Source organism: Corynebacterium sp. H128, from assembly GCF_037482625.1.
Taxonomy (GTDB): domain Bacteria; phylum Actinomycetota; class Actinomycetes; order Mycobacteriales; family Mycobacteriaceae; genus Corynebacterium.
Genome location: NZ_JBBHKW010000010.1, coordinates 73,236 through 98,296, shown reverse-complemented (window position 1 = coordinate 98,296; position 25,061 = coordinate 73,236). Strand labels below are relative to the sequence as shown.

Genomic DNA, 25,061 nt, shown 5'->3' with positions numbered 1-25,061 from the left:
TCGTCTTCCTGGAACAGGATCTCTACGATGGTGCCGGCTACTGGGGAAGGCACCTCGGTGTCGACCTTGTCGGTGGAGACCTCGAGGAGTGGCTCGTCGACAGCGACGGTGTCGCCGACGGACTTGAGCCAGCGGGTAATGGTGCCTTCAGTGACGGATTCGCCTAGTTCAGGCATCTTCACGTCGGTGGTGTCACCGGAACCTGCAGCAGGAGCAGCCTCCGCAACGGTGGCATTTTCTTCCTTGGTTTCAGCTTCCTTGGTTTCGGCCTCGGAAGGGGTCTCCTGCTTCTCGGCTGGCTTGGCTGCTGGTGCGGAGCCGTCGCCGATGCGGACGATGATTTCGCCGACATCGACGGTATCGTCTTCCTGGAACAGGATCTCTACGATGGTGCCGGCTACTGGGGAAGGCACCTCGGTGTCGACCTTGTCGGTGGAGACCTCGAGGAGTGGCTCGTCGACAGCGACGGTGTCGCCGACGGACTTGAGCCAGCGGGTAATGGTGCCTTCAGTGACGGATTCGCCTAGTTCAGGCATCTTCACGTCGGTGGTGTCACCGGAACCTGCAGCAGGAGCAGCTTCCTCGGCTGGGGCTGCTTCCTGTGCTGGCGCAGCTTCTTCGGCGGGCGCGGCATCGGAAGAACCGGCGGCTTCGCCTTCCTCGCCGATTTCAGCGATGACTTCGCCGACATCGACGGTGTCATCCTCTTCAAACAGGACCTTCGTCAGTACACCGGACGCAGGTGCTGGGATCTCGGTGTCGACCTTGTCCGTGGACACCTCCAACAAAGGCTCATCAGCGGTGACGGTGTCGCCAACCTGCTTCAGCCAGCGGGTAATCGTACCCTCGGTTACTGACTCACCGAGCTCGGGCATCTCGACAGAAAACGCCATTGTGTAGGACTCCTCAAACAATTGGGTCTATAGAACGATGTTGATACCTAGTAGAGTACCGGTTCCCGTTGTGGAGTGTGGCGTATAGGTGGTGGTCTTTGGCAAATAGCTGCACGGAGACTGGCGGATCGTGGCTGTTTCGGGGGATAGCTAGGAAAAACCATCCTCGACTACTGCTTCCCACGGGGTTGTCGTGGCAGTCGAGGATGGCGATTCAGCGCGATCCACACTCTTAGGAGGCAAGCTCCTGGAGCACAGCAACAATGGTTCGCACAGGCGCGCCCGTGCCTCGAGTTGGGATGTAGCCGTAGGCGCCTGCCGTATTGTAAGCCGGTCCGGCGATGTCCAGGTGAACCCACTGCACATCTTCAGGTACGAACTGGGATAGGAAGTAGCCAGCTTGCATCATTCCGCCGAAGCGGGTTTTGCCGATGTTACGTAAGTCGGCAACATCGGATTTCATTTCATCTGCGAGCTCCTCAATCAGAGGCATCGCCCAAGCTGGTTCACCGACCTCTCGGCCCAGTTCAGCGACGCGATCGCGGAATTGCTCTGTTCCCATCACACCGGTGGTGCGGGCACCGAGGGCGACGAGTTGAGCGCCAGTGAGCGTGGCCATGTCCATGAGGTAGTCCGGTTTGTCCTCAGCGGCGCGCGCCATCGCGTCGGCAAGCACGAGGCGACCTTCCGCATCGGTGTTGAGGATCTCGGAGGTCTTTCCGCCGTAATGGGTGACTACATCGCCGGGGCGGTAGGATTCGCCGTCGGGCATGTTTTCCGCCATCGGAATGGTGGCAGTGACATTGACCTTAATACCCAGCCGGGCAGCGGCGATCGTCGCTGCGATTGCGGCCGCAGAACCGCCCATGTCTGAGATCATGTCGTCCATCTTCGCGCCTGGTTTCAGGGAGATTCCGCCGGTGTCAAAGGTGATTCCCTTACCCACGAGCGCGACGGTTGGAGCAGACTTTTTAGCCTCGTAGCGCAGTCGTAGCAGCCTAGGTTTACGTGCCGAGCCATTGCCGACGGCCAGAATTCCGCCAAACTTGTTCTTGGCCAGGTCCTTTTCGTTGAGAATCTCGGCTGCAATCCCCAAATCAGCGGCCATGCCCGCAATGATGTCTGCGTAGGCCTGTGGGTAAAGATGCGAGGAAGCGGTGTTGACCAAGTCCCGGGCCAGTGCCACAGATTCAACAAGGATTACCGCGTCCTTGAACTCGGCCTTCTTGTCGGAGATGAAAACAAGCTCGCCAACCGGTGCGGCGCTTTTATCCTGTTTGCTGGTTTTCTGGCCACGGAAAGAATAAGCGCCGAGGGCGGAGCCAATAACGGCGTCGGCAAGCCCAAACGTGCCGAGCGTCGAGGCAACCTTGCCGAAGCCCTTGAGCGCCCGGCTTGCCACGCCCGCGCATCGACGCAGCTGTTCCGCATCGAAGTCCTCCGAGTCCCCAAGTCCCACGGTGACGATCACTGGAACCGAATCATCCAGGCCGGTGAGCTTGGTGATCTCCTGCGATTTGCCGCTCGCCCCGAGAGCCGTTAGTGCCTCGAGGATTGCTACCTCGGTCTTTTCCTTGAACACGCCAGTGGCTGCGATCTCAGCTCCTGACTCACCACTAAAAATCGGGATCAGAACCGCCTCGGTCTTCTTTGGCAGTTTGGCGGAAATGCTCAGCTTAGGCATGGCGCCCGTGGCGGGTAATGAGAGCTGCTTTGGCATGTGAGGTGTCTCCTTCATTCGCGCGAATTAAACCATTCCTCCACACAGTACGTGATGCCCCAAAAGTGGTGACTGGGAGCGCAACAGATTAAAAAATGCGATGTACGTCTCAAAGTTGCGTTAAGTTGGTTCCATGAGCCCTTTGAACTTTGAGATCACAAAGAATCCGAACCCAACCCCGCAGGAAAAAATCGACGAAGTTCTGGCGAACCCAGGCTTCGGTAAGACCTTCACCGACCACATGGTGACGATCGACTGGAACGAATCTGAAGGCTGGCACAATGCTGCCGTGCTCCCTTATGGTTCGCTGCCGATGGACCCGGCGACCACAGTGTTCCACTACGGCCAGGCCATCTTCGAGGGCCTGAAGGCGTACCGCCAGCCAAACGGCGAAATTGCGACCTTCCGGCCCGAAGCTAACGCCAAGCGTATGCAGGACTCGGCACGCAGACTGGCGATGCCAGAACTGCCCGTCGCGGACTTCCTCGAGGCGATCCGACTGCTCGTGGACGCAGACCAAGCGTGGGTGCCAGCAGCAGGCGGTGAAGAAGCCCTCTACTTGCGCCCGTTTATGATCTCCACCGAAGTCAGCCTGGGTGTCCACCCAGCAGGCGCATACAAGTTCATCGTTATCGCGTCCCCAGCGGGTGCTTACTTCTCCGGCGGAATCAAGCCCGTCAGTGTGTGGCTCTGTGAGGACTACGTCCGTGCTGCCCCAGGCGGCACCGGTGCCGCCAAGTTTGCCGGCAACTATGCAGCCTCTCTGCTGGCGCAGGCACAAGCCCAAGAAAAGGGGTGTGACCAGGTGGTGTGGCTGGATGCTATCGAGCACTCCTACATTGAAGAAATGGGAGGCATGAACTTGGGGTTCATTTATCGCGATGGCGAAGAGGTCACCCTAGTGACTCCGCAGTTGAGCGGCTCGTTGTTGCCCGGCATCACCCGTGATTCCCTGCTGCAGGTGGCGCAGGATCTTGGTATGCGAACTGAAGAGAAGCTGATCTCCACCGAGGAATGGCGAGCAGATGCCACCTCGGGTGCTATGTCTGAGGCTTTTGCATGTGGCACTGCAGCGGTGATCACTCCGGTGGGCACCGTGCGTTCTACCTCGGGTGACTTCACCGTGAACAATGCGGAGACTGGCGAGCTGACTATGAAGCTGCGCGAGACTTTGACCGGCATTCAGCGCGGCACTGTCGAGGACCGGCACGGCTGGTTGCACACTTTGGTCACTGCCTAAAAGGTCAAGGCCAGCGTTACGACGGCGATTGCGACGGCTACCTCGATAGCGGCTCCAATGCAATCGCCGTTGAGGCCTTGAAACCGGCGGTTACAGTGGCGCAGCAGTATATGCGCTCCTAGCGCTGCAGTGAGCACAGCTAATGTTGGCCCCAGCAGAATGTGGCGACTAATCAGCCACATCGCGAGGGTGCCGAGCGTAGCTAGGCCGAAGAGCCATCCTGCGATCCAGCCCGTGCGTACAGTGCCGATGATGAGACTGCCGAAACCTGTGCTGGAAAACGGCTGATAGGCGCAATGGCAGCCAATCAGGCTCGCGGCCCGTCCGATTGCTGGCACTATGGCACTCAGCAGTGCGCCGCGCGTGCCATATATGGAGAAGATTGCGGAAAGTCCCGCGAGCTGCGTTAGCAGCGTGAGCAGCACTGCCCCCATCCCCAGGGCCCCGGTGTAGCGGTCGCCGAGGATTTCCTGTGCGCGTTCTGGCGGAGCATAGGAACCCAGCGCATCTCCGACATCAGCAAGCCCGTCGATATGCATCATGCGGGAGCCGAGCTCCCAACCAACTATTGTGAGCGCGGCTATGAGCAGTGCAGGAGCGGAAAAACTCAAGGCAATGGCAGTTGGAACTGCCACGGCACTGCCGAGGGCGAGGCCAGCTACAGGAATCGCAGCCATGGCGCGGGCGCCGGTGGTGCGATCAAAGGTCTGCGCGCCCCGGGCAGGGAAGATCGTCAACCAGCTCAGCGCCGTGCCAATGCCCTCCACTAGCGCATTGCCATGGTTGCCGTCGCCGGAGTGCCCCGCCTTGCCTGACATGGCTAGTGCGCTTCAGATACGCCGGCAGCAGCAAAGGTGGCCATATTTGCCATGATGTCAGCGGCGGCTTTGACTAGCGGCAGCGCCGTCATCGCGCCCGAACCTTCACCCAAACGCATGTTGTATTCCAGCAGCGGCTCTAGCTCAAGGTTCTGCAAGGCAAACTTGTGGGCCGGTTCGGCAGACTGGTGACCCGCCAGCCACCAGTTGCGGGCTCCAGGTGCGAGCCTCGTGGCCCAGAGTGCCGCTGAAGTAACCACCACACCATCTAGGATCACCGGTGTACGCCGAATCGAGGCTTGGGCGAGGAACCCAGCCATCGCGGCAAGATCGGGGGAGGAGATAGCTTGCAACACCCGGATCGGATCGTTGCGGAAGTTTCGCACCCGGAACATAGCGTCACGAACAACGGATACCTTCCGCTTCCACCCCTCGTCATCGATACCGGTACCGCGGCCGACAACAGCCACAGGTTCGCTGCGAGTGGCCACACCGATCAGCGCAGCTGCCGGGGTGGTGTTGCCGATGCCGAGATCGCCTGCCATGAGCAGGTCAGCGCCACCATCGACCTCCTGGTCGGCGATCTGCTTGCCGATCTGCAATGCTCGAATCACCTGCTCCGCGGTCATCGCATCTTCTAAGTGGATTGCGCCGCAAGAACGGGAAACGCGTTCTTCACCCCAGGCCTCGTGATCCAAGGAAATATCGGCGACGCGGACGCTTGCCCCGGCAGATTCCGCCAGCACAGAAATCGCCGCGCCCCCAGCGCGGATGTTTGCGGCCATTTGCAGAGAAACTTCCGAAGGGAAGGCAGAGACACCATGCTGCGCCACCCCGTGGTCGCCGGCGAACACAACAATGCGAGCCCGATTGATCGGGCGGGGTGGTACCTGCCCCTGGCAAGCGGAGAGGAACACCCCGATCTCCTCAAGTCGCCCCAAGGAACCAACTGGTTTGGTCAGCTGCGTCTGAAACTCCGTGGCTTCCTCCCGGGCCTGTGCGCTCGGCGTTTGCACGCGGTCAAAGATTTCAGCAGGTACCATGAGGTCTCCTTCAGAGGGATTCGTTAAGAGTCAGATTTCAAGGTTAGCGGGATACCAGCTACCACGAGCACTACTTTGTCAGCCAATTCGGCAACACGGGCGTTCAGTCGCCCCAACTCATCCCGGAAGAGTCGGCCAGCTGCGGTTTCCGGGATCACACCGAGACCAACCTCCGGGGTAACGACCACGACGTTGTTTTGTGTTTCCGTGAGTACGCCAAGGAGCTTGTCGACGTCCGGAGTCACTGTCCCTCGTGGCAATTCCCATGCCGTGGCCGCATCAATTCGGTGTGTGAGCCAGGTGCCGAGGTCGTCGATAAGCACATGCTCATGCCCAGCCTGGAGCGCCTGGCAAAGCTCCAGCTCATCCTCGGTGACCCAGTGCGCCGGACGGCGATCCTGGTGTTCCTTGATCCGCGCCGCGAAGTCAGTATCGCCAGGATAGGGGCGCGCGGTTGCGATATAACACACCTGCGCGTCGGTGGGGAAGAGCGCCTCTGCCCATGCGGACTTGCCGCTGCGTGCCCCACCGAGAACTAGCGTCAACATGGGCTAAACGCTTTGTCCGACGTCCACTCGCGGCTTTGGAGTACGCAGTTTGCGGAGCTGGGAGGCTCGAGAACAGGCATAAAAGCCGAGGCCGAGGCCGTGCTCGGAAGAATCGGGGAACTTTTGGCGGACGGCCTTGTTTACACGGATGCCGGTGATGATGCCTTCGATGAAGAAGATGGTTATTATGACCATTGACACCATTGAGGCGCCCGCCGCGATTTCCGGGTAGGACTGGCCAATGAACAGGATCACCAACAAAACCAGGGCGACAGGCATCACGAGTTGCATGAAGAAGCGCCGCGAATCGACCCAATCGCGTACAAAACCGCGCACTGCTCCCTGATCTCGAGGCTGCAGGTACTTCTCATCGCCGCGATCCATGGCTGCTTGGATCCGCCTGGACTCAGCTGAACGCTCTTCGCGTTGCTTGCGCTTGTAGTCTTTCCACTCTGCCTTGGTCATTGACTCCTTGAGCGCCTTTTCATGGGCTTTGCGCTCTTGGGGTGTCTGAATCTTGGTAGAGCCACCACGACGGACACCGCGCGCCCGCTCGACCTCGTCGCGCTTTGGGGTCGGTCGCCCCTTCTTCGGGGTGTAGCCCTTAGGTAGGTTGTTTTCCGCAGAATCATTCGGTGTAGTCACGCCATAAGAGTACCGCGAGAGCACTGGCAACAAGGAAACTGGGTGAAATGGAAACAAAGTAGCACCGGCCGACGTTGAATACACTAAGAGCCACAGCGCCAGCTCTACCTCAGCATTACCTCAATGATGCCCAAAACAGAGTACGGTAGTGGCACAGAGTACGAGATCTTCAAGGAGAAGCAATATGACTGCCCCAGAAACCAGCACCGGTGTCATCCTCACCGACGCAGCTGCAGTTAAGGCAAAAGCCCTACTTGAGCAGGAAGGGCGCGAGGACCTAGCTCTGCGCATCGCTGTTCAGCCCGGCGGCTGCGCTGGCCTGCGCTACCAGCTCTACTTCGATGACCGTGAGCTCGACGGTGACAAAACCGATGTCATCGGTGGCGTCCGACTCGTGGTGGACAAGATGAGCGCACCGTACCTTTCTGGCGCTCGCATTGACTTCGCCGACACGATCGAAGCTCAGGGCTTCACCATCGACAACCCGAATGCGTCGGGCTCCTGCGCTTGTGGTGATTCCTTCAACTAATAGGAATCGCTAAATCCCCCTAGCCAGCTGAGCGGTTATCTTCAACTCCGCGCGGCTGGCTAGGGGGATTCGCCGTTTCTAGAGATGGATCGGGTAGTCCTTTTCTTCGATCTGTGGATCGATGCGGCGCTCCATGAAAATACCGTGCCAGATCATGAAGGCAAGGACAGTCCAAAGGCGACGGGAATGGTCGGATACGCCTGCGCGATGCTCATTCAGCATCTCGAGCACAGCCTTCTTGTTAAAGATGTGCTCCGTTTGGGACTCATTGATGGTGTCCTGGGCCCACCCGAAGAGTTCATCACCAGCGAGCCAGTGACGCATGGGCACCGGGAAGCCGAGCTTCTTGCGGTGCAGCACATGATCCGGCACGATACCCTCCATCGCACGGCGTAGGGCGTACTTGGTGGTGCCGTGGGAGATCTTCATGTCATAAGGAATAGACTCCGCGACGTCAAAGACCACCTTGTCTAGGAAAGGCACGCGCAACTCGAGGGAGTTCGCCATGGTGATCTTGTCCGCCTTGACCAGAATGTCACCGCGCATCCAGGTGAACAGATCCAAGTGCTGCATGCGGGCCACCGGGTCCATGTCTCGAGATTTGGCGTAGATCGGGGCAGTAACGTCCTTGTGGTCCCACTCTTCGCGAGCCCAGGGGAGAACCCGCTGCAGCTGCTCAAAGTTGAAGGAGCGGGCATTGCCGTAGTAGCGCTCTTCCATGGTCATGGAGCCACGCTGCAACAGGGATTTGCCCTTGATGCCGTCGGGAAGCGAGTTGCCCAACATACCAAGGCCACGACGTAGCGGTGCCGGGACCTTTTCGAAAGGAGCTAAGGACAGCGGCTCTTTGTAAATCGTGTAGCCGCCGAAGAGCTCATCGGCCCCCTCGCCAGAGAGAACCACCTTCACATGCTTGCGGGCCTCGGCGGCAACGAAGTACAGCGGAACTAAGGAAGGATCGGCCACAGGGTCATCGAGGTACCACATGATCTTGGGAACTGCGGCGGCGTATTCCTCAGGGGAGACCACCTTGACGATGTGCTCGGCGTCGATAGCCGCGGCGGACTCGGCTGCAACATCGACCTCGGAGTAGCCCTCGCGTTCAAAACCAGTGGTGAAGGTTAACAGGTTCGGATTGTGACGCTTGGCGAGCGCGGCGATGGCCGTGGAATCGATGCCGCCGGAGAGGAAAGAGCCGACGGTAACATCAGCACGCATATGCTTCTCGACGGAATCCTCGAGCGCCTTAGCAATCCGGTCGAACAAATCATGCTCATTGCTTACAGGGCGTGTTTCAAACTTCGGCTCAAAATAGCGTTGTGCCTCAACCTCGCCACCAGGCTTAACGACGGCGAAACAACCGGATTCGAGGCGTCGAATGTCTGCATGTAGCGATTCAGGTTCTGGCACGTACTGCAAATCCACGTAGTGCTCAATCGCGCGCTTGTCTAGATCGTTGCTTAAACCGATAGCTTGTGCCATGTCTAGAATGCACTTCTTTTCGGAAGCGAATACGGTACCGGCAGCGGTCGAAGTAAAGTACAGCGGCTTGATGCCAAACTGGTCACGCGCTAGGAAGAGTCGCTTTTCCTGACTGTCCCAAATTGCAATCCCGAACATGCCACGCAGGTGTTTAACTACGTCGGTGCCCCAGTGATGGAAGCCTACGACGATTGGTTCGCCGTCACCCTCAGTGTTGAAGGTATAACCCAACTCTTGCAGCTCGGCGCGGAGCTCAACATAGTTGTAGATCTCACCGTTAAAGGTCATTGCGTAGCGATCCGGCTGGTTTTCCGGACCCCATTGCAGTGGCTGGTGAGAGTGCGCGATGTCAATGATCGAAAGTCGGTTGAAGCCGAAGACTGCGTCATTGTCATGCCACGTGCCAGCGTCGTCGGGTCCACGGTGTCGCATGCATGGGAGAGCATGGCGGATCGCGCCGTCGAATTCCTGCGCGTTGCTGTGAGCGGTCAGCATGCCGAGAAGGCCACACATACGTCTACTTAACCCTTTCGATTCTGAATCTATGTGCTGTCTAAAGTGAAAGGACAGCTATCAACACTGCAACTGTACGGGCTTGCGCCAGAAAACGGGCAGCAGCGCTGCGGTGGAATGCGTCAGTTTTACACTAACGTCTTGATATCAACCATAAGTAAGCCCCCGTTGAGGGCGGGAAAGTCTGTGAGTTAGGTTACAAATGTGATGAGTTGTACCTGCAAAATGGCCCGAAATTGCAGCACTCCTCTCTCTTGAAAGCCTGGTAGTAGCTAATGCGGTTAACCCCACGGCGCCTATCGGCATGGAATTCCCTGCAAAGTGCGATATTCTGCACAGTTAGGAATGGGAACTTAGTGTCCTTTGGTTTGTGTGGAACAGGAAGGTAGACACACGTGAAACAGCGAAACAAGCGCGGCTTTCACCGTAAAGCGCTGCTCACCGGCGTAATTGGCGCGGGAAGCCTCGCACTTGCTGGTTGTGATGTAGCGCCGCCAGAAAACGGTCTCTTTGATGCCCTGCGCATGGGTTGGCCGAAAGGTATTACCCCGGAAGCAACTGCAATGGGTAACTTCTGGGTCTGGACTTGGGTGACTGCCTGGATCATCGGCATCATTATGTGGGCTCTGATGCTCTACTCGATCCCAGCATTCTCCGCGAAGCGGGCTAAGAAGGCTGGTAAGGATGAATTCCCTAAGCAGTTGCAGTACAACGTGCCGTTGGAACTGGTCCTGACCATCATGCCGATCCTCATCGTCATGGCCCTGTTCTTCTTCACTGTTCAGACTCAGGACAAGGTCACAGCCCTGGACAAGGAGCCAGAGGTCACCGTGGATGTGACGGCTTACCAGTGGAACTGGAAGTTCGGTTACTCCAAGGTTTCCCCAGCCTTCTCTCCAACCGGAGCTGAATATGTGGGCACAGATCAGGCCCGTCAAGACCAGGCTGAAGCCTCTGAGATCGACGAGGCTTACATGGAGGAGCACGGCATTGGCGGCCCGATTCACGGCAAGTCCAAGTCGGATGTGTCCTACTTGCACTTCAACCAGATCGAAACTCTGGGTACTACCGATGAAGTTCCAGTATTGGTTCTCCCATCCCAGACCCCAATCGAGTTCAACTTGGCATCCGCTGACGTTGCGCACTCCTTCTGGGTTCCTGAGTTCTTGTTTAAGCGCGATGCTTACCCACACCCAGAGATGAACAAGTCCCAGCGTTCCTTCCAGGTTGAAAAGATTGAAGAAGAAGGCGCCTTTGTCGGTCGTTGTGCCGAGATGTGTGGTACCTACCATGCAATGATGAACTTTGAGATCCGCGTCGTTTCGGCCGACAAGTTCAAGCAGTACATGGAATTCCGTAACCAGAACCCTAAGGCGCCTAACTCTGAAGCGCTGAAGGCTATCGGCGAGGCTCCATATGCGACCTCCACCGCTCCATTCGTCTCCGGTCGTCTGGACAGTCGTAATGCAGACAACGCTGTCGAACTCAATGAAACAGCAAAGTAAGGGAGCTGACTAAAAATGAAGTCTTCCGCAAAGATCATGTACGGTCTGGCCGCATTTCTGGTTGTGGTCACCATTGTTTACATCGTTTCAACCATGCACGTTTCGGATGCCGGTAACTTGCAGGGCATGGAGTGGGCTGGCGGCACGGGCCTAGTGCTGGCTACTGGGCTATGCCTCATGCTGGGTGGTTACTTCCACTTCACCGAGCGTCGTCTCGACGTGCTTCCTGAGGACTGGGAGCAAGCAGAAGTTGAGGATGGCACCGGTATGCTCGGCTTCTTCAGCCCTGGCTCCGTCTGGCCAGCTGTGATGTCCGGCGCGATCGCTGTGCTTGGCTTCGGCATCGTGTATATGCACTACTGGCTGATCGCCTTCGGCGCCGTACTGCTGATCTGGTCCGGCACCATGCTGAACCTCCAGTACGGCATCCCAAAGGAAAAGCACTAAGCTAGTCATTCCTATAGCAGCAGGCTCGCCATTTCGGTGAGCCTGCTGCTGTTTTGTATGGCGTTAGGGCTTGCTTGTCGACGTCCATGGCCTGCGCAGACCCTCAGGGATTACATGATGGCCCGGACCCAGGCTGTGGGGTGGGGGTCAACCCAAAGTTGTAATTTTCGGATAAAGTTCCCGCAGTAAATGTGACATGAATCTCCGCAATACATTGGTGAATCCTGTGAAAGTTGCCGATGGTTCGGATAAAATTAATAGACGGCCTGCCGCTTGGGGGAGTGGTGCGGATAATACTTCAACTGACCTGCACAAACGCTTGAGTCGGAAAAATTCTGGGATAGTTCCCATGGGGGTAGAAAAAATTCCCCCGAAAAATGATGATGATACGGCCTGCGACTTTCGGTGGATTTCCCCTGTGTAGCGGGGGGTTCAAAGTGACTTAGGCGACGATTACCGGCATACTAGAACGCGTGACGAGCGCAGTAGGAAATACAGGTATGGCAGCACCACAGCGTGTTGTGGCATTGAACCGACCAAACATGGTCAGTGTCGGCACGGTTGTGTTCCTGTCTCAGGAATTAATGTTCTTTGCTGGTCTTTTCGCGATGTACTTTGTATCTCGCGCTAACGGCCAGGGAGAAGCGTGGGACTGGGGTACTGGACACCTCAATGTTCCTTACGCATTGACTATCACCGTCATTCTGGTGTCGTCTTCTTTTACGGCACAGGCTGGCGTCTTCGCAGCGGAGCGAGGTGACGTCTTTAAGCTTCGCCTTTGGTACGCAGTAACCATTCTCTTGGGTTCCGTGTTCCTTCTCGGCCAGGCTTATGAGTACTACCACCTCGTGGAGCATGGTTTGACCATCCAGAGTTCTGTGTATGGTTCAGCCTTCTTCATTACGACTGGCTTCCACGCCGCACACGTGCTTGCAGGTGTGCTGGCATTCGTCGTCGTGATGCTTCGTATCGCGAAGTCTAAATTCACCCCGGCTCAGGCGACCGCGGCAATGGCAGTGTCCTATTACTGGCACTTCGTTGACGTTGTCTGGATCGGCCTCTTTATCACCATTTACTTCATTCAGTAGGCCGTAGCGGCCGAAGCGTTTGGACTCACCTAAAGTGCTTCATTCGGCCTACAGCCCTTCACTTTCCGAATACGAGTTTTAAGGGAAATGATGGAAACCAACCCACAGCAGCAGGAGATCGTTGCAGACGCAACGAGCACTGCTAAGAAGGCCAAGAGCCGTCGAAAGGTACGTCGGACTGTTGCCGGCGCCGCGGCGCTCACATTCGGCCTTACCAGCGCAGGCCTCCTCGCCTCCGCATTCACCCCGGACGCACAGGTTGTCACGGCCGATGTCGATGAGAAGGCTCTCGTTGCCGAGGGCAAGGATCTCTACGACGTCGCTTGTGTCACCTGCCACGGTGTCAACCTTCAGGGCGTTGAAGGCCGCGGCCCATCGCTCATCGGCGTCGGTGAAGGCGCAGTGTACTTCCAGGTGCACTCGGGCCGTATGCCTATGCTTCGTAACGAAGCACAAGCAGCCCGTAAGAACCCTCGCTACAACGAGCACCAGACTCTCGCTATCGCTGCCTATGTCAACGCCAATGGCGGTGGCCCAGAGATCGTGAAGAATGAAGACGGCTCAGTAGCTATGGAGTCTCTTCGTGGCAAGAACTTCGACGGTCAGATCGACCCGGCAGACGTTGCTCGTGGTTCCGAACTGTTCCGTTTGAACTGCGCCTCATGCCACAACTTCACTGGCAAGGGCGGTGCCCTCTCCTCCGGTAAGTACGCTCCTTACCTCGACCCTGCCAACGAGCAGGAGATCTACCAGGCAATGCTCACCGGTCCACAGAACATGCCTAAGTTCTCCGACCGTCAGCTGACTGAGGACGAGAAGAAGGACATCATCGCCTACATCAAGAATGCTAAAGAAACCCCAAGCCCGGGTGGCTACGCCCTCGGCGGCATTGGTCCAGTTGCTGAAGGCATGCTGATGTGGCTCGTCGGTATCGCGACTCTGATCGCGGCTGCACTGTGGATTGGATCTCGCTCATGAGTAATAACGAAGCAAAGAAGTACACCGCCAAGGAATTGAGCGGCATGAGCAATGAAGAACTTGCTCGTCTTGGTACCGAGTTGGACGATGTCACGGTTGCGTTCCGTAAGGAGCGTTTCCCAGATGCCAACGATCCCGCTGAGAAGCGCGCAGAGCGCGCGGTCACCATTTGGTTTGCTCTCGGGGCTGTGTTTGCACTGGCCTTCATGGCCGTCTACATTTTCTGGCCTTGGGAGTACAAGGGTCACGGTGAAGAAGGTCTGGGTTGGTACAGCCTCTACACACCACTGCTCGGCGCTACGATGGGCCTGTCCATCCTGAGCCTGGCCTTTGGCTTGACCCTGTACCAGAAGAAGTTCGTTCCGGAAGAGATCTCCGTGCAACGTCGCCACGACGGCCCTTCTGAGGAAGTGGATCGTCAAACCCTGGTTGCGCTGCTCAACGATTCTTGGGATACATCCACTCTTGGTCGCCGCAAGGTGCTGAAGGGAATCGCTGGTACGGCAGCCGCTCTGGCTGGCCTGACGATCATCTTCCCGCTCGGTGGAATGATCAAGAACCCATGGAAGCCAAAGGAAGGCCCACTGGACTACAACGGTGACGGCACCCTGTGGACTTCCGGGTGGACTAAGGCTAACGAAGGCGCCAAGGTCTACCTCGGCCGAGACACCTCCGCAATTGCAGAAAAGCATGGTGAGCACTACAGCACCACTGGTGTTACCCGCCTGGTACGCATGCGCCCAGAGGATCTATCTGCTGCCGCAATGGAGACCGTCTTCCCGCTCTACGAAGAAGATGTCAACGACGGCGATAACTACGACCCAATGCTGGACGTGTACGAGATGCACATGCACTCCATTCACGGCCCACGCAACGCAGTTATGCTGATCCGTCTACGCAGCGCCGATGCTGAGCGTGTGATCGAGCGCGAAAACCAGGAAGATTTCCACTACGGCGATTACTACGCGTACTCCAAGATCTGTACGCACATTGGTTGCCCGACTTCCCTTTATGAAGCACAGACCAACCGTATTCTTTGCCCTTGCCACCAGTCGCAGTTCGACGCGCTGCGTCATGGCAAGCCACTGTTCGGTCCGGCGGCTCGTGCACTGCCACAGCTGCCAATCACCGTGGACGAAGAGGGCTACCTCGTCGCTGCAGGCAACTTTGTTGAGCCTGTCGGCCCTGCATTCTGGGAGCGTAAGTCATGAGCAACAAGCTAGCTGAAATCGGTAATAACGTTGATTCTCGGTACACCATCTCCGGGATGGTTCGTACCCAGATCAACAAGGTATTCCCAACCCACTGGTCCTTCATGCTGGGTGAGGTAGCGCTATACAGCTTCATCATTCTGCTGTTGACCGGTGTCTACCTGACCCTGTTCTTCGATCCATCGATCACCAAGGTGATCTACGACGGCGCATACGCTCCGCTCAACGGCGTCGAAATGTCTCGTGCCTACGAGACCGCCCTGAACCTCTCCTTCGAGGTCCGTGGCGGCCTCTTCATCCGCCAGATGCACCACTGGGCTGCACTGATGTTCGCAGTGTCCATCATGGTTCACATGATGCGTATCTTCTTCACCGGTGCTTTCCGACGCCCACGTGAAGCGAACTGGATCATCGGCTGCATCCTGCTTATTCTCTCGGTCGCTGAAGGCTTCATGGGTTACTCCCTGCCTGATGACCTGCTTTCTGGTGTCGGCCTGCGAATCATGTCTGCCATCGTGGTATCCCTGCCTATTATCGGTACCTGGATGCACTGGGCAGTATTCGGCGGTGACTTCCCATCGGAAATCATGCTTGACCGTTTCTACATCATGCACGTGCTGTTGATCCCGGGCATTATCCTGGCGCTGATCGCGGCTCACCTCGCAATCGTGTGGTACCAAAAGCACACCCAGTTCCCTGGACCTGGCCGTGCGGAGAACAACGTCGTCGGTGTTCGAATCCTGCCAGTGTTCGCAGTGAAGTCTGTAGCCTACGGTCTGTTTACTTTCGGTGTTCTTGCACTGATGGCCGGTGTCACCACCATTAACGCCATTTGGAACCTCGGCCCTTACAACCCGGCACAGGTCTCCGCTGGTTCCCAGCCTGATATCTACATGCTGTGGACTGACGGCGCGGCCCGTGTCATGCCAGCGTGGGAGCTCTACCTCGGTAACTACACCATCCCTGCAGTATTCTGGGTAGCAATCATGCTCGGCATTCTGGTGGTGCTGCTGTTCGCCTACCCATGGATCGAGAAGAAGATCACCGGCGACGATGCTCACCACAACCTGTTGCAGCGTCCGCGCGACGTTCCCGTTCGTACGGCTATCGGCGCGATGGCTCTCATGTTCTACTTCCTGCTGACTCTGTCTGGCGGTAACGACCTGTTCGCCTACCACTTCCAGATTTCGCTGAATGCGATGACGTGGGTCGGTCGTATCGGCTTGATCATCCTGCCTCCGATCACCTACTTCCTGACCTACCGCATCTGCTTGGGTCTGCAGCGTTCTGACCGCGAAGTTCTGGAGCACGGTATCGAAACCGGCGTCATCCACCAGCTGTCCAACGGTGCCTTCATCGAGGTGCACCAGCCACTGGGCCCAGTGGACGAACATGGTCACCCAGTGCCATTGCCTTACGCTGGCGCGAAGGTGCCTAAGCAGATGAATGAACTCGGATTCGCTGATTCCTTGAGCCATGGCTCTGCATTCAAGTCTGATGACGCGGAACTCGTAGCACTTAAGAACAAGCGTGCTCACGAGAACCATGAAGAAGAAGCTCGTATGTTTGAGGAGCTTCAGAAGCGCACCCGCGCTGAAGACGAGGAGAATGGCCGCTAACGGCCACCCTGACTGCGCAACTTAGAGTGCTGGCGTCCTTTACCCCGAAAGTTGGGGTAGAGGCGCCAGTTCTTTTTTGCCCTATTTTTAGACCCGCCAATGGCAGCAACTTGGGGTCGATGATGTGACCCAAATTCGCATGGATTAAGATCGGTTGCGGTTGTGACTGCTGGTGTGGCTGTGACTCACAGGATTGCAGTGTGACTAAGGCCACAGTGTTAATTTTTAAGGCTACGGAACTGGTGGTTTCGTGGCCCTAAGTGCTCTAATTTCAGGTTTGCAACTTTAGTATTTGCCCAGCGCATGCCTATTGTTCGACAGGTTTACTTAAAGTGGTAGCTTTCTGCTGATGGCGAGTCTGTAGTAGTTCCACTGTTTGTAACAAGCTTGTAACGGCCTGTGAGGCCGGTGCGTCGTTGGACATCCGTCGTTGCAATTTCGTAATCTTGTCGAGACATTACGGGACGCGCCAAATGTCATTTGGGCGATACCTGGAATACAACCGAAATAATGCCTAATCGGGCGTTGTGGAACTGGATTAATTTTCAGTCCGCTACATCCGAGTCGGGGAACCACCTTTTATCTGGGGTGTACTCGCCGCGAGAGTCCTTAATAGGGGATCGAGTGGGGAGGGGAAGCTTCCGTTTCCTAATCCGTCAGCTAACCCGGCCGGCTCACTGGAAGATTTGGAGAATATTCATGGGTAAGCACACCCGTTCGAACGTGACCATCGCTAAGCGCACCGCCGCATCCGCGGTAGCTGTTGGCGCCGCTGTATCCCTCGCGCAGCCTGCAAACGCTGTTCCGGTAGCAGTACCAAACACCGGAATGACCGTCGAGGTTCCTGGCCTTGAAAACGTTCCAAACCTGGCCAATGTGCCAGGTGCTGATCAGTGGGTTCCTGCGCTGCAGAACCAGGGGCAGACCGTGAGCTACGCTTCCGTGAACGAAGCAGCCGCAGCCGTCGCTGCACCGCAGTCAAACAATGGCCAGGCTATTGTTGACGCCGCTCGCTCCAAGATCGGCTCCCCATACGTTTACGGCGCCGCTGGCCCAAGCGCTTTTGACTGCTCTGGTCTTACCTCCTGGGCTTACAGCCAGGTCGGTAAGTCCATCCCTCGTACCTCCTACGCACAGGCCGCAGAAGGTACCCCAGTTTCTCGTGACCAGCTGCAGGCAGGCGACATCGTTGCGTTCTACGATGGTGCTTCCCACGTTGGCATCTACTCCGGAAATGGCACCGTTATTCACGCTCTCAACGAAGGCACCCCTTTGTCTGAGTCTCCATTGGACTACATGCCGTACCACTCCGCAGTGCGCTTCTAGTTTTTGCATTGACTCCTTTGCCCAGCCCGGCTATTCGGGCTGGGCAATCGTCGTTTTGGGACAAATCGCGCAACGGATGTGCTATTGGTTATTGCGTCGTTAATGACGTATTCTGAGAAGCAATTCGCACGCGCAAGACTCTCTGGTTCTCCCGTGCCTCCTTGTTACTGAAAAGGTCATTTCACCTGTGAAAACTTCGTCGATTCGCGGAGTGGTACTTGCTTCGCTAATTGCAGGATCCTCTGCACTACTTCCATTGGCGGCCCCAGTAGCATTTGCTGATCCAGCCGTCTCCACCGCACCGAGCGTTCCCGAAGCTAATGACATGGATAGCTTGGTGAAGGCGCTAGACGCTGCCTCTGAGCAAGTCTCCACAAAGAGCGAGGAATTCAAGCAGCTGCAGGCCGATGTTGATGCCAAAGAACACCGTCTTGGTGAACTGCGGGCACAATCAAAGACTGCGACGGCAGCTGCGGAACAAGCGCGGCAGGAAGAATTGCTGGCAAAGGGAGTAGTGGACGAGCTGGCGGCCACTAAATACCGTGGCGCTTTGATTGATCCAATCACCACCGTCATCAATTCGGATGGCCCGCAGAATGCTATTGACCGTTCCGCTTACATCTCCTCTTATCTTCGGCGTGCACAAGCCGCGTTGGATGAACAGCGTGCAAAATCGGCAGAAGCCGGAAGGCTTCATGGCGAAGCCGCACGGCTAGAGGCAGAAGCCGAGTTCCAAGTGAGCGATTTGAACCATAAGAAGTCCGAACTGGAGGCGCAGGACAAGGAGCTCCGGGGGCGCATTGCGGAGATTGAGAAGCGGATCAACGAGCTCAATCCGGCAGAGCGTGCCGCGTGGGAGCGTAAGAATGGCCCCGTCAAGCACAGTCTCGCTGGGATCACCTCGACTAACGCTGAGGGGATGAAAGCCCTCGAGGTAGCAATGACGAAGATCGGCGCTCCCTATGGTTGGGGTGCAGCTGGCCCGGATACCTTCGATTGCTCGGGCCTAGTGGTCTGGTCCTACGCACAACAGGGCAAGTCTTTGCCGCGTACTTCTCAAGCTCAAATGGCTGGCGGCGCGCCTGTTGACCGGGCTGCGCTGCAGCCTGGCGACGTCGTTGGTTTCTATCCCGGTGCCACACATGTGGGCATCTACGCGGGAGATGGAAAGATTGTCCACGCATCTGATTACGGCATCCCGCTGCAGGTTGTGAACATGGATTCCATGCCGTTTTATGGAGCGCGTCGCTATTAGGACTTACATCCGATGAAGGTTCTCCTGGTGACTAATGATTTCCCGCCCACCATAGGCGGGATTCAGTCTTATGTCCGCGATTTCCTCGCCACGCTCGATCCCCGAGATGTGATTGTTTTCGCCTCTACTCAGGACGCACTTGCCGCTGCGGCATGGGATGCGGAGAGTCCCTATACGGTGGTGCGGTGGCCACATCGAGTGATGCTGCCGACTCCTGCCACTGCACGGGAAATGGCACGACTCATTCGCGAACATGAAGTGGATACTATCTGGTTTGGCGCTGCTGCCCCCTTGGCTCTCATGGCTGGGCAGGCACGTGCCGCGGGAGCACGAAAGATCGTTGCTTCCACTCATGGACATGAAGTCGGTTGGTCGATGCTCCCGGTGGCGCGCCAGTGCCTAGGTGTGATCGGCCAACGCTGTGATGTGGTGACATACATTTCGGAATACACCCGGCGTCGATTAGCGCGGCCCTTTGGACGCGGCACCCGGTTTGCGCACCTGCCTTCGGGGGTCGCAGCGGACGCGTTTCTCAGTCCCGCCCCAGAGGCCTTAGCTGCTTTCCGGCAGCGCTGGGGCCTTGAATCCGGGCCAGTGGTCAGCTGCATCTCGCGGCTCGTCCCGCGCAAAGGACAAGACGCCTTGATTAAAGTGTGGCCCAAGATTCGTGAACGTTTTCCCGCAGCGCAACTATTGATCGTTGGGGACGGCAGCTATTGCACCCGGCTGAAGAAAATGGCTGGGAATGGCGTGGTGTTTACCGGACGAGTCTCGGATGAGGAACGCTTGTGCGCTCTAGCTATTAGTGACGTATTCGCGATGCCAGCCCGGACGCGAGGCTGGGGGTTGGACGTTGAGGGCCTTGGCATCGTTTATCTTGAGGCACAGGCCGCACGATGCGCAGTTATCGCCGGGAATTCCGGTGGCGCCCCGGAGACCGTCACCCCTGAGAGCGGCCGAGTCATTGACGGCCGAAACCTAGCAAGCCTAGAGCACGAACTGCTGACACTGCTTTCAGATGGGACCTTGAGGGCAGCCATGGGGGAGGCCGGTCTGCGAAACGTTCGGGAGAATTGGACGTGGGAGCAGCTGGGCGCGCGTTTCCAGGAAGTGTTACGTCCTTAACACCCACGCTATACTTAACGGGTTTGCTTGGTATGGCAAGGGAAGAGGGAGGTGGCTGCAGTGTCTGAGCAACTCGATCACGTCACGTTAGGGTTTGACATCGGCGGTACCAACCTGCGGGCCGCCGCCGTTACTGCGGATGGCACGATCGTCGAACGTATGCAGCTGAAGTCTTACGGGACTGAGCGCAGCATGGAAGACTCGATCGTTCATATGAGCATGGATTTCATCGAGCGGTACCACGTGCTTGGAATAGGAATCGCAGTAGCTGGTTTCCTCACCGCAGGGCGCGAAAGGGTGCGCTTCGCCCCCCATCTGCCGTGGCGCGATGCGCCATTGCAAGAACGACTAGCTGCCCGGCTTCCTGTGCCCGTTGCGTTGGAACATGACGCAAACTCCGCAGCGATAGCGGAGGCGGCCTACGGCGCAGCGCGCGATGCTGAGACCTGGGTGCTGGTCAGCGTTGGCACCGGCATTGGGGCTGCGCTGGTTCACCGCGGTGAAATATATCGCGGGGCATTTGGCACCGCTCCGGAGCTTGGGCATCTTCCGGTGGTTCCCGACGGCCGAGAATGCCCATGTGGCAAGCGTGGCTGCCTGGAGCGATACTGCTCGGGGACAGCGCTCGCTGCTACGGCCATCGAGCTAAGCGCACAGCACGGCTCCTCAGACCAAGCGTGGACCGGGGAATCTGTGATTGCGGCAGCGCGCACTGAAGACCCCATAGCGCTGGCCGCAATGGCTGATTTCACCCACTGGCTCGGGGTTACTCTCGCCATGACTAGCGATATCTTCGATCCCGAACTGATTGTCCTCGGGGGTGGTGTGTCTGCGGATGGTGATGTATTCCTGCCCACGGCCGTCGAGAAGGCGCAGCGGGAGATCGTCGGAGCCGGTCACCGGCCTTTTCCTGAGGTGAAGCTGGCGCAGTTGGGTAACGATGCCGGCATCATCGGTGCGGCCCGAATGGCAAGGATTGCAGCAGACACAGGGCGCACAATGGGCAAAGCTGGCACAGCCCAAGGTAAGGTTGGAAAAGTTCAGTAATTCAAGGCCGAGGTGGAGAGTCGAGATGCGCAACAAGTGGTACTGGCTGTTTAAGAACGTCTTTGTTGGCCCGTTCTTGCGCGTCTACAACCGTCCGACCATTATTGGTGCGGAAAACATCCCAGCAACGGGCGGGGCATTACTGGTGTCGAACCACCAGGCAGTGATGGATTCTTTCTACCTGCCGCTACTGTGCCCAAGGCAAATTACGTTTCCGGCTAAGAAGGAATACTTCACCGGAACCGGTGTGAAGGGGAAACTGCAGCGTTGGTTCTTTACCAGCGTCGGCCAGATTCCTATCGACCGCAGCTCGGGTGACGCCGCGCAGTCAGCTATGGATGCAGGTGAGGCCGTTATCAAGCGTGGCGACGTCCTTTGCATCTACCCGGAAGGAACTCGCTCCCCAGATGGACGCCTATACCGTGGCAAGACGGGAATGGCGCGTATTGCCATGGCCACCAAGGCCCCGATCATTCCAGTGGCGATGATCGGAACCCGAAAGGCAAACCCCATCGGCTCGTGGATACCGCGACCAACGCGGGTAGGCATTGTCATTGGTGCCCCGATAGATCCAATGCAGTTCGCTGCGGAACGCGGATTGGATGCGAATGAATACAGCACGCAGCGCGAACTCACCGATCATGTGATGCACGTCTTGGCGGAGCTTTCGGGCCAGACCTATGTCGACGTTTATGCAGCTGACGTGAAGAAATCCTTGGAAGCTGGCAGGGGATATCCGCCAGCAGCCATGCCCGGAGCGTAGTTTCTAAGTTTGGCCCCGCACTTTACTTTGGGTTAACCTAGGAAAACCCTGGAGAATCCTATGGGATTCCAGTTTTCTAGTAGTTAATCGCAACAAGTAAGGCAATATGGCGGCGCAGGTTGAGAAAGAATACCTGGATTGGCCCGACGCAGCTCGGGGACTTTCAATCCTCGGTGTGTTGTTTCTGCACGCGACCCTAGTGGTGCCCAATGGGCTTGAAAGCTGGCCCGCCAAAGTAAATGCCTTTCTGGACCCGATGCGGATGCCACTGTTCTTTGTAGTCAGTGGCTTCTTGGCTGCCAAGGTTTTGCACTTCACGCTGGCGGAATTGCTGTTTAAGCGCGTGTGGTTCATCCTCATCCCTTACGCAATTTGGGCGCCCGTCGAGCTGTGGCTGAAGTACGTGGAATGGCACAAGTTTCTTGCCGATCCCGAGCCCACCTGGGACATTGTCTTTAAGACGGTCCTGGAAGGATCCACCTTGATGTGGTTCTTGTATTGCCTGGTGGTGGTGACCATCATTGCTTGGGCTACACGCGCGCTAGCTACCCCGTGGGTGTTTGTCCTCAGTGTGCTTCCGCTATGCGCCTTGTTGATAGAGGAACGCCCAGTAATCGTCAATCATGTGGCGCTGTACCTACCAATCTTCCTGATTGGTGTCCGCTGCAAACCGGCCATTTCATATTTCACGAAGAACGCGTTCCACCCGCTAGCCCTCGCGCTTACGGCGCTCACCTACGCGGGCTCACGCAAACTCGACCTACTGTGGATCCACCAGTGGTCCGTAGACTTTGTCGGTTGGCCACTGTGGTCTGACCACGTGCTGGGATTCTATGAGGCGGAACTGCTGGTGAAACTGCCCGTGCGAGTTCTGACGCTGCCAGCGGCGCTGCTGCTCGCCGTGGCTATTGCAAAGTTGCCTGCAGTATTTCCTGTGTTGCGGTTTTTCGGGCGTAACACTCTGGTGCTGTACATCGGGCACGGCTTCGGGCTGACCCTGTTGTTCTGCTTCCCGTTCCTGTTCCGGGGCCTACCCTTCGAAATCGGTGCCCAAAACCCCTTGCACAACGCCACAGTGTGGGTATGGATGTGCGTAGTCTTCAGCTTGGTCGGTGGGGTAGCCTTCCACCTCATTTCCAAGATCCCCGTTCTGGGGTGGTCAGTAAAGCCGCCGGCGGTCTACCAGCAGCTGCTAGCAATACTGGGGCAACAGTCCGAGCCTGCACACCGCCGACTATTGTTGAGGTAGAACCGACGCTCAACTAGAAAGCCTCTGCGTGCGCTATTTTTATGACACCGAATTCATCGAGGACGGCCAGACTATCGAGCTGGTCTCCATCGCAATAGTGGCTGAGGATGGCCGCGAGTACTACGCCGTCTCCACGGAATTCGACGCATCCAAGGCCAATGCCTGGGTAGCGGCGAATGTCCTTGCGCAACTACCCAATCCGAGCGATCCGGCGTGGAAGTCCGAGGAACGCATTCGGCAAGAGGTATATGAGTTCTTGACGTCGACAGGCACCCAGCCCCAATTGTGGGCGTGGGTCGGCGCCTATGACCACGTGTTGCTTGCCCAACTATGGGGCGACATGGCGGGTTTGCCACGGGCCATTCCGCGCTACACCCGGGAGCTCAAGCAGTACTGGGAAATGGCCGGTTATCCAAAGCTGCCGCCGATTCCGCAGGGCAATCACGATGCGCTGGTAGATGCACGCCACAACCTAGCTAAGTTCCAGGTGTGTATGCAGGCGCTGCCTATCGACGCCAAGAACTGCGTCAACTAGTTCGCTCCGCCCATCTAGCGTGGTAGTTTGTGGAGTGTGAGTTGGACTGTTGATATCCCTGTAAACGAGCTACCAAGCCTCCCACCATTGCCGCCCGGAATGGAGGAGCGCTTCCGTGACGTTATCGCGCGTGACGCGCATCAGCAGCCGACCTGGGATGAAGGGCAATCAGCCGCGGTGCGCCGCATCCTAGAGACTGTTCCGCCGATCGTGGTGCCACAGGAAATCCGCAACCTGAAGAAGCAGCTGGCTGACGTCGCCTTGGGCAAGGCTTTCCTGCTGCAGGGTGGAGACTGCGCCGAGACCTTCGAGAGCAACACTGAGCAGCACATCCGAGCTAACGTTAAGACCCTGCTGCAGATGGCAGTAGTGCTGACTTACGGTGCCTCGACTCCGGTAGTCAAAATGGCCCGTATTGCAGGTCAGTACGCCAAGCCACGCTCTTCTGACCTCGACGCTACGGGCTTGCCGAATTATCGCGGTGACATCGTCAACGGAGTGGAGGCTACCCCGGAGGCGCGTCGCCACGACCCGGCCCGCATGATCCGTGCATACGCTAACTCTTCGGCCGCGATGAACTTGGTGCGTGCGCTCACCAGCTCTGGTACCGCTGATTTGCGCAGTCTCCACGAGTGGAACCGCGAGTTCGTGCAGAATTCTCCTGCCGGTGCGCGTTATGAAGCGCTGGCCCGGGAGATCGAGGCTGGTCTGCGATTCATGGATGCCTGTGGAGTGGATGACCCTGGTCTGCGCGCCGCCGATATCTTTGCCTCCCATGAGGCGCTCCTGGTGGACTACGAGCGCGCGATGCTGCGCCTGGATGAGAACCAGGAAGAACTCTGGGACGTGTCCGCACACCAGCTTTGGATCGGGGAGCGTACCCGTGGCATTGATGATTTCCACGTCAATTTCGCTGCGCTGATCGCGAACCCCGTAGGCATCAAGATCGGCCCTTCCATCACACCGGAGGAAGCTGTGGCATACGTGGCAAAGCTCGATCCGAATAATGAACCTGGCCGGGTAACCATCGTGGCACGCATGGGTCATGACAAGATTCGTGAGGTTCTTCCCGGCATCGTCCAGGCTGTAGAGAATGCTGGGCACAAGGTCATTTGGCAGTCGGACCCGATGCACGGCAATACCTACACCTCCTCCAATGGCTACAAAACGCGGCACTTTGACAAGGTCATCGATGAGGTGCAGGGCTTCTTTGAAGTGCACCGCGCGTTGGGCACCCACCCCGGTGGTATTCATATCGAATTGACCGGTGAGAACGTCACCGAGTGCTTGGGTGGTGCAGAGGACATCACTGATGTTGATCTGCCGGGACGGTATGAGTCGGCGTGTGATCCGCGTTTGAACACTCAGCAATCACTGGAGCTGGCGTTCCTGGTGGCGGAGATGTTGCGTAACCAGCGTCGTTAGCCCAAAATTAGCTGTTTCGGCGCCTCTGGAAGGATTGATCCCAGAGGCGCCTTTTGC

The 25,061-nt window shown here is 57.4% G+C and carries 23 protein-coding genes and 1 riboswitch; of the genes, 16 read left to right on the top strand and 7 right to left on the bottom strand.

Annotated elements, in window-relative coordinates:
* On the bottom strand, positions 1 to 893 hold an 893-nt coding region (locus WG915_RS09860; protein WP_339565211.1), incomplete at its 3' end, for a biotin/lipoyl-containing protein.
* Between the two features lie 232 nt (positions 894 to 1,125).
* Positions 1,126 to 2,613 (bottom strand): leucyl aminopeptidase, encoded by a 1,488-nt coding sequence (locus WG915_RS09855; protein WP_339565210.1) that lies wholly within the window; start codon positions 2,611 to 2,613, stop codon positions 1,126 to 1,128.
* A 133-nt stretch (positions 2,614 to 2,746) separates the two neighbouring features.
* Here WG915_RS09855 and WG915_RS09850 point away from each other — a divergent pair, with 133 nt between their 5' ends.
* The gene (locus WG915_RS09850) at positions 2,747 to 3,853 is read left to right on the top strand and encodes a branched-chain amino acid aminotransferase (protein ID WP_339565209.1); all 1,107 of its coding nucleotides are present in this window, start codon (positions 2,747 to 2,749) and stop codon (positions 3,851 to 3,853) included.
* Here the strand turns inward: WG915_RS09850 and WG915_RS09845 are convergent.
* Genes WG915_RS09845 through WG915_RS09830 form a run of 4 tightly spaced genes read right to left on the bottom strand, consistent with a single transcriptional unit; the run spans position 3,850 to position 6,907 of the window.
* On the bottom strand, positions 3,850 to 4,671 hold the full coding sequence (locus WG915_RS09845; RefSeq protein ID WP_339565208.1) for an adenosylcobinamide-GDP ribazoletransferase: 822 nt from the start codon (positions 4,669 to 4,671) through the stop codon (positions 3,850 to 3,852). The two genes, WG915_RS09850 and WG915_RS09845, sit on opposite strands and share 4 nt — an antisense overlap.
* 2 nt (positions 4,672 to 4,673) lie before the next feature.
* On the bottom strand, positions 4,674 to 5,714 hold the full coding sequence (gene cobT, locus WG915_RS09840) for a nicotinate-nucleotide--dimethylbenzimidazole phosphoribosyltransferase (RefSeq protein ID WP_339565207.1): 1,041 nt from the start codon (positions 5,712 to 5,714) through the stop codon (positions 4,674 to 4,676).
* Positions 5,715 to 5,737: 23 nt separating this feature from the next.
* Positions 5,738 to 6,262 (bottom strand): bifunctional adenosylcobinamide kinase/adenosylcobinamide-phosphate guanylyltransferase, encoded by a 525-nt coding sequence (gene cobU / locus WG915_RS09835; RefSeq protein ID WP_339565206.1) that lies wholly within the window; start codon positions 6,260 to 6,262, stop codon positions 5,738 to 5,740.
* A gap of 3 nt (positions 6,263 to 6,265) precedes the next feature.
* Positions 6,266 to 6,907 (bottom strand): DUF3043 domain-containing protein, encoded by a 642-nt coding sequence (locus tag WG915_RS09830; RefSeq protein ID WP_339565205.1) that lies wholly within the window; start codon positions 6,905 to 6,907, stop codon positions 6,266 to 6,268.
* A 184-nt stretch (positions 6,908 to 7,091) separates the two neighbouring features.
* Between WG915_RS09830 and WG915_RS09825 the strand changes: the two genes are divergently transcribed.
* Positions 7,092 to 7,436: a HesB/IscA family protein gene (locus tag WG915_RS09825; protein ID WP_339565204.1), complete on the top strand. Its 345-nt coding sequence runs from the start codon at positions 7,092 to 7,094 to the stop codon at positions 7,434 to 7,436.
* Between the two features lie 78 nt (positions 7,437 to 7,514).
* Here WG915_RS09825 and asnB read toward each other — a convergent pair whose 3' ends face one another.
* A complete protein-coding gene (gene asnB / locus WG915_RS09820) occupies positions 7,515 to 9,431 on the bottom strand; it encodes an asparagine synthase (glutamine-hydrolyzing) (RefSeq protein WP_339565203.1) in 1,917 nt (638 codons plus the stop codon).
* A 395-nt stretch (positions 9,432 to 9,826) separates the two neighbouring features.
* Here asnB and ctaC point away from each other — a divergent pair, with 395 nt between their 5' ends.
* From ctaC to WG915_RS09750, 14 genes are all read left to right on the top strand, one after another.
* The gene (gene ctaC / locus WG915_RS09815; protein ID WP_339565202.1) at positions 9,827 to 10,936 is read left to right on the top strand and encodes an aa3-type cytochrome oxidase subunit II; all 1,110 of its coding nucleotides are present in this window, start codon (positions 9,827 to 9,829) and stop codon (positions 10,934 to 10,936) included.
* A gap of 15 nt (positions 10,937 to 10,951) precedes the next feature.
* Positions 10,952 to 11,383: an aa3-type cytochrome oxidase subunit IV gene (ctaF, locus tag WG915_RS09810; protein WP_339565201.1), complete on the top strand. Its 432-nt coding sequence runs from the start codon at positions 10,952 to 10,954 to the stop codon at positions 11,381 to 11,383.
* A 473-nt stretch (positions 11,384 to 11,856) separates the two neighbouring features.
* The gene (ctaE, locus tag WG915_RS09805; protein WP_339565200.1) at positions 11,857 to 12,471 is read left to right on the top strand and encodes an aa3-type cytochrome oxidase subunit III; all 615 of its coding nucleotides are present in this window, start codon (positions 11,857 to 11,859) and stop codon (positions 12,469 to 12,471) included.
* 87 nt (positions 12,472 to 12,558) lie between these two features.
* A complete protein-coding gene (gene qcrC, locus WG915_RS09800; RefSeq protein ID WP_339565199.1) occupies positions 12,559 to 13,449 on the top strand; it encodes a cytochrome bc1 complex diheme cytochrome c subunit in 891 nt (296 codons plus the stop codon).
* Positions 13,446 to 14,660 (top strand): cytochrome bc1 complex Rieske iron-sulfur subunit, encoded by a 1,215-nt coding sequence (gene qcrA / locus WG915_RS09795; protein ID WP_339565198.1) that lies wholly within the window; start codon positions 13,446 to 13,448, stop codon positions 14,658 to 14,660. Before qcrC ends, qcrA begins: the two co-directional genes overlap by 4 nt.
* Complete coding sequence (qcrB, locus tag WG915_RS09790) at positions 14,657 to 16,279, top strand: cytochrome bc1 complex cytochrome b subunit (RefSeq protein WP_339565197.1); 1,623 nt, start codon at positions 14,657 to 14,659, stop codon at positions 16,277 to 16,279. Before qcrA ends, qcrB begins: the two co-directional genes overlap by 4 nt.
* Before the next feature lie 541 nt (positions 16,280 to 16,820).
* Positions 16,821 to 16,968, top strand: a riboswitch (cyclic di-AMP (ydaO/yuaA leader).
* Positions 16,969 to 16,978: 10 nt separating this feature from the next.
* Positions 16,979 to 17,605 (top strand): C40 family peptidase, encoded by a 627-nt coding sequence (locus WG915_RS09785; protein ID WP_339565196.1) that lies wholly within the window; start codon positions 16,979 to 16,981, stop codon positions 17,603 to 17,605.
* Positions 17,606 to 17,792: 187 nt separating this feature from the next.
* Complete coding sequence (locus WG915_RS09780) at positions 17,793 to 18,860, top strand: C40 family peptidase (protein ID WP_339565195.1); 1,068 nt, start codon at positions 17,793 to 17,795, stop codon at positions 18,858 to 18,860.
* Between the two features lie 12 nt (positions 18,861 to 18,872).
* A complete protein-coding gene (locus tag WG915_RS09775) occupies positions 18,873 to 19,985 on the top strand; it encodes a glycosyltransferase family 4 protein (RefSeq protein WP_339565194.1) in 1,113 nt (370 codons plus the stop codon).
* Positions 19,986 to 20,045: 60 nt separating this feature from the next.
* Positions 20,046 to 21,032, top strand: coding sequence for an ROK family protein (locus WG915_RS09770; protein ID WP_339565193.1), 987 nt, complete (start codon positions 20,046 to 20,048; stop codon positions 21,030 to 21,032).
* A gap of 25 nt (positions 21,033 to 21,057) precedes the next feature.
* Complete coding sequence (locus tag WG915_RS09765; RefSeq protein WP_339565192.1) at positions 21,058 to 21,795, top strand: lysophospholipid acyltransferase family protein; 738 nt, start codon at positions 21,058 to 21,060, stop codon at positions 21,793 to 21,795.
* Positions 21,796 to 21,901: 106 nt separating this feature from the next.
* Positions 21,902 to 23,044 carry an acyltransferase family protein gene (locus WG915_RS09760; protein ID WP_339565191.1) on the top strand — a complete coding sequence of 381 codons (1,143 nt, stop codon included), beginning with the start codon at positions 21,902 to 21,904 and terminating at the stop codon, positions 23,042 to 23,044.
* Positions 23,045 to 23,072: 28 nt separating this feature from the next.
* Positions 23,073 to 23,579 carry a polyadenylate-specific 3'-exoribonuclease AS gene (locus WG915_RS09755; RefSeq protein WP_339565190.1) on the top strand — a complete coding sequence of 169 codons (507 nt, stop codon included), beginning with the start codon at positions 23,073 to 23,075 and terminating at the stop codon, positions 23,577 to 23,579.
* A 36-nt stretch (positions 23,580 to 23,615) separates the two neighbouring features.
* Positions 23,616 to 25,004, top strand: coding sequence for a class II 3-deoxy-7-phosphoheptulonate synthase (locus WG915_RS09750; protein ID WP_339565189.1), 1,389 nt, complete (start codon positions 23,616 to 23,618; stop codon positions 25,002 to 25,004).
* Positions 25,005 to 25,061 lie beyond the last annotated feature (57 nt).

Bases quoted from the DNA above. Each gene is read 5' to 3' on its own strand.
- WG915_RS09855 (WP_339565210.1), bottom strand. From the start codon at position 2,613: ATGCCAAAGCAGCTCTCATTACCCGCCACGGGCGCCATGCCTAAGCTG.
- WG915_RS09850 (WP_339565209.1), top strand. From the start codon at position 2,747: ATGAGCCCTTTGAACTTTGAGATCACAAAGAATCCGAACCCAACCCCG.
- WG915_RS09845 (WP_339565208.1), bottom strand. From the start codon at position 4,671: ATGTCAGGCAAGGCGGGGCACTCCGGCGACGGCAACCATGGCAATGCG.
- cobT (WP_339565207.1), bottom strand. From the start codon at position 5,714: ATGGTACCTGCTGAAATCTTTGACCGCGTGCAAACGCCGAGCGCACAG.
- cobU (WP_339565206.1), bottom strand. From the start codon at position 6,262: ATGTTGACGCTAGTTCTCGGTGGGGCACGCAGCGGCAAGTCCGCATGG.
- WG915_RS09825 (WP_339565204.1), top strand. From the start codon at position 7,092: ATGACTGCCCCAGAAACCAGCACCGGTGTCATCCTCACCGACGCAGCT.
- asnB (WP_339565203.1), bottom strand. From the start codon at position 9,431: ATGTGTGGCCTTCTCGGCATGCTGACCGCTCACAGCAACGCGCAGGAA.
- ctaF (WP_339565201.1), top strand. From the start codon at position 10,952: ATGAAGTCTTCCGCAAAGATCATGTACGGTCTGGCCGCATTTCTGGTT.
- qcrC (WP_339565199.1), top strand. From the start codon at position 12,559: ATGATGGAAACCAACCCACAGCAGCAGGAGATCGTTGCAGACGCAACG.
- qcrA (WP_339565198.1), top strand. From the start codon at position 13,446: ATGAGTAATAACGAAGCAAAGAAGTACACCGCCAAGGAATTGAGCGGC.
- qcrB (WP_339565197.1), top strand. From the start codon at position 14,657: ATGAGCAACAAGCTAGCTGAAATCGGTAATAACGTTGATTCTCGGTAC.
- WG915_RS09785 (WP_339565196.1), top strand. From the start codon at position 16,979: ATGGGTAAGCACACCCGTTCGAACGTGACCATCGCTAAGCGCACCGCC.
- WG915_RS09775 (WP_339565194.1), top strand. From the start codon at position 18,873: ATGAAGGTTCTCCTGGTGACTAATGATTTCCCGCCCACCATAGGCGGG.
- WG915_RS09765 (WP_339565192.1), top strand. From the start codon at position 21,058: ATGCGCAACAAGTGGTACTGGCTGTTTAAGAACGTCTTTGTTGGCCCG.
- WG915_RS09760 (WP_339565191.1), top strand. From the start codon at position 21,902: ATGGCGGCGCAGGTTGAGAAAGAATACCTGGATTGGCCCGACGCAGCT.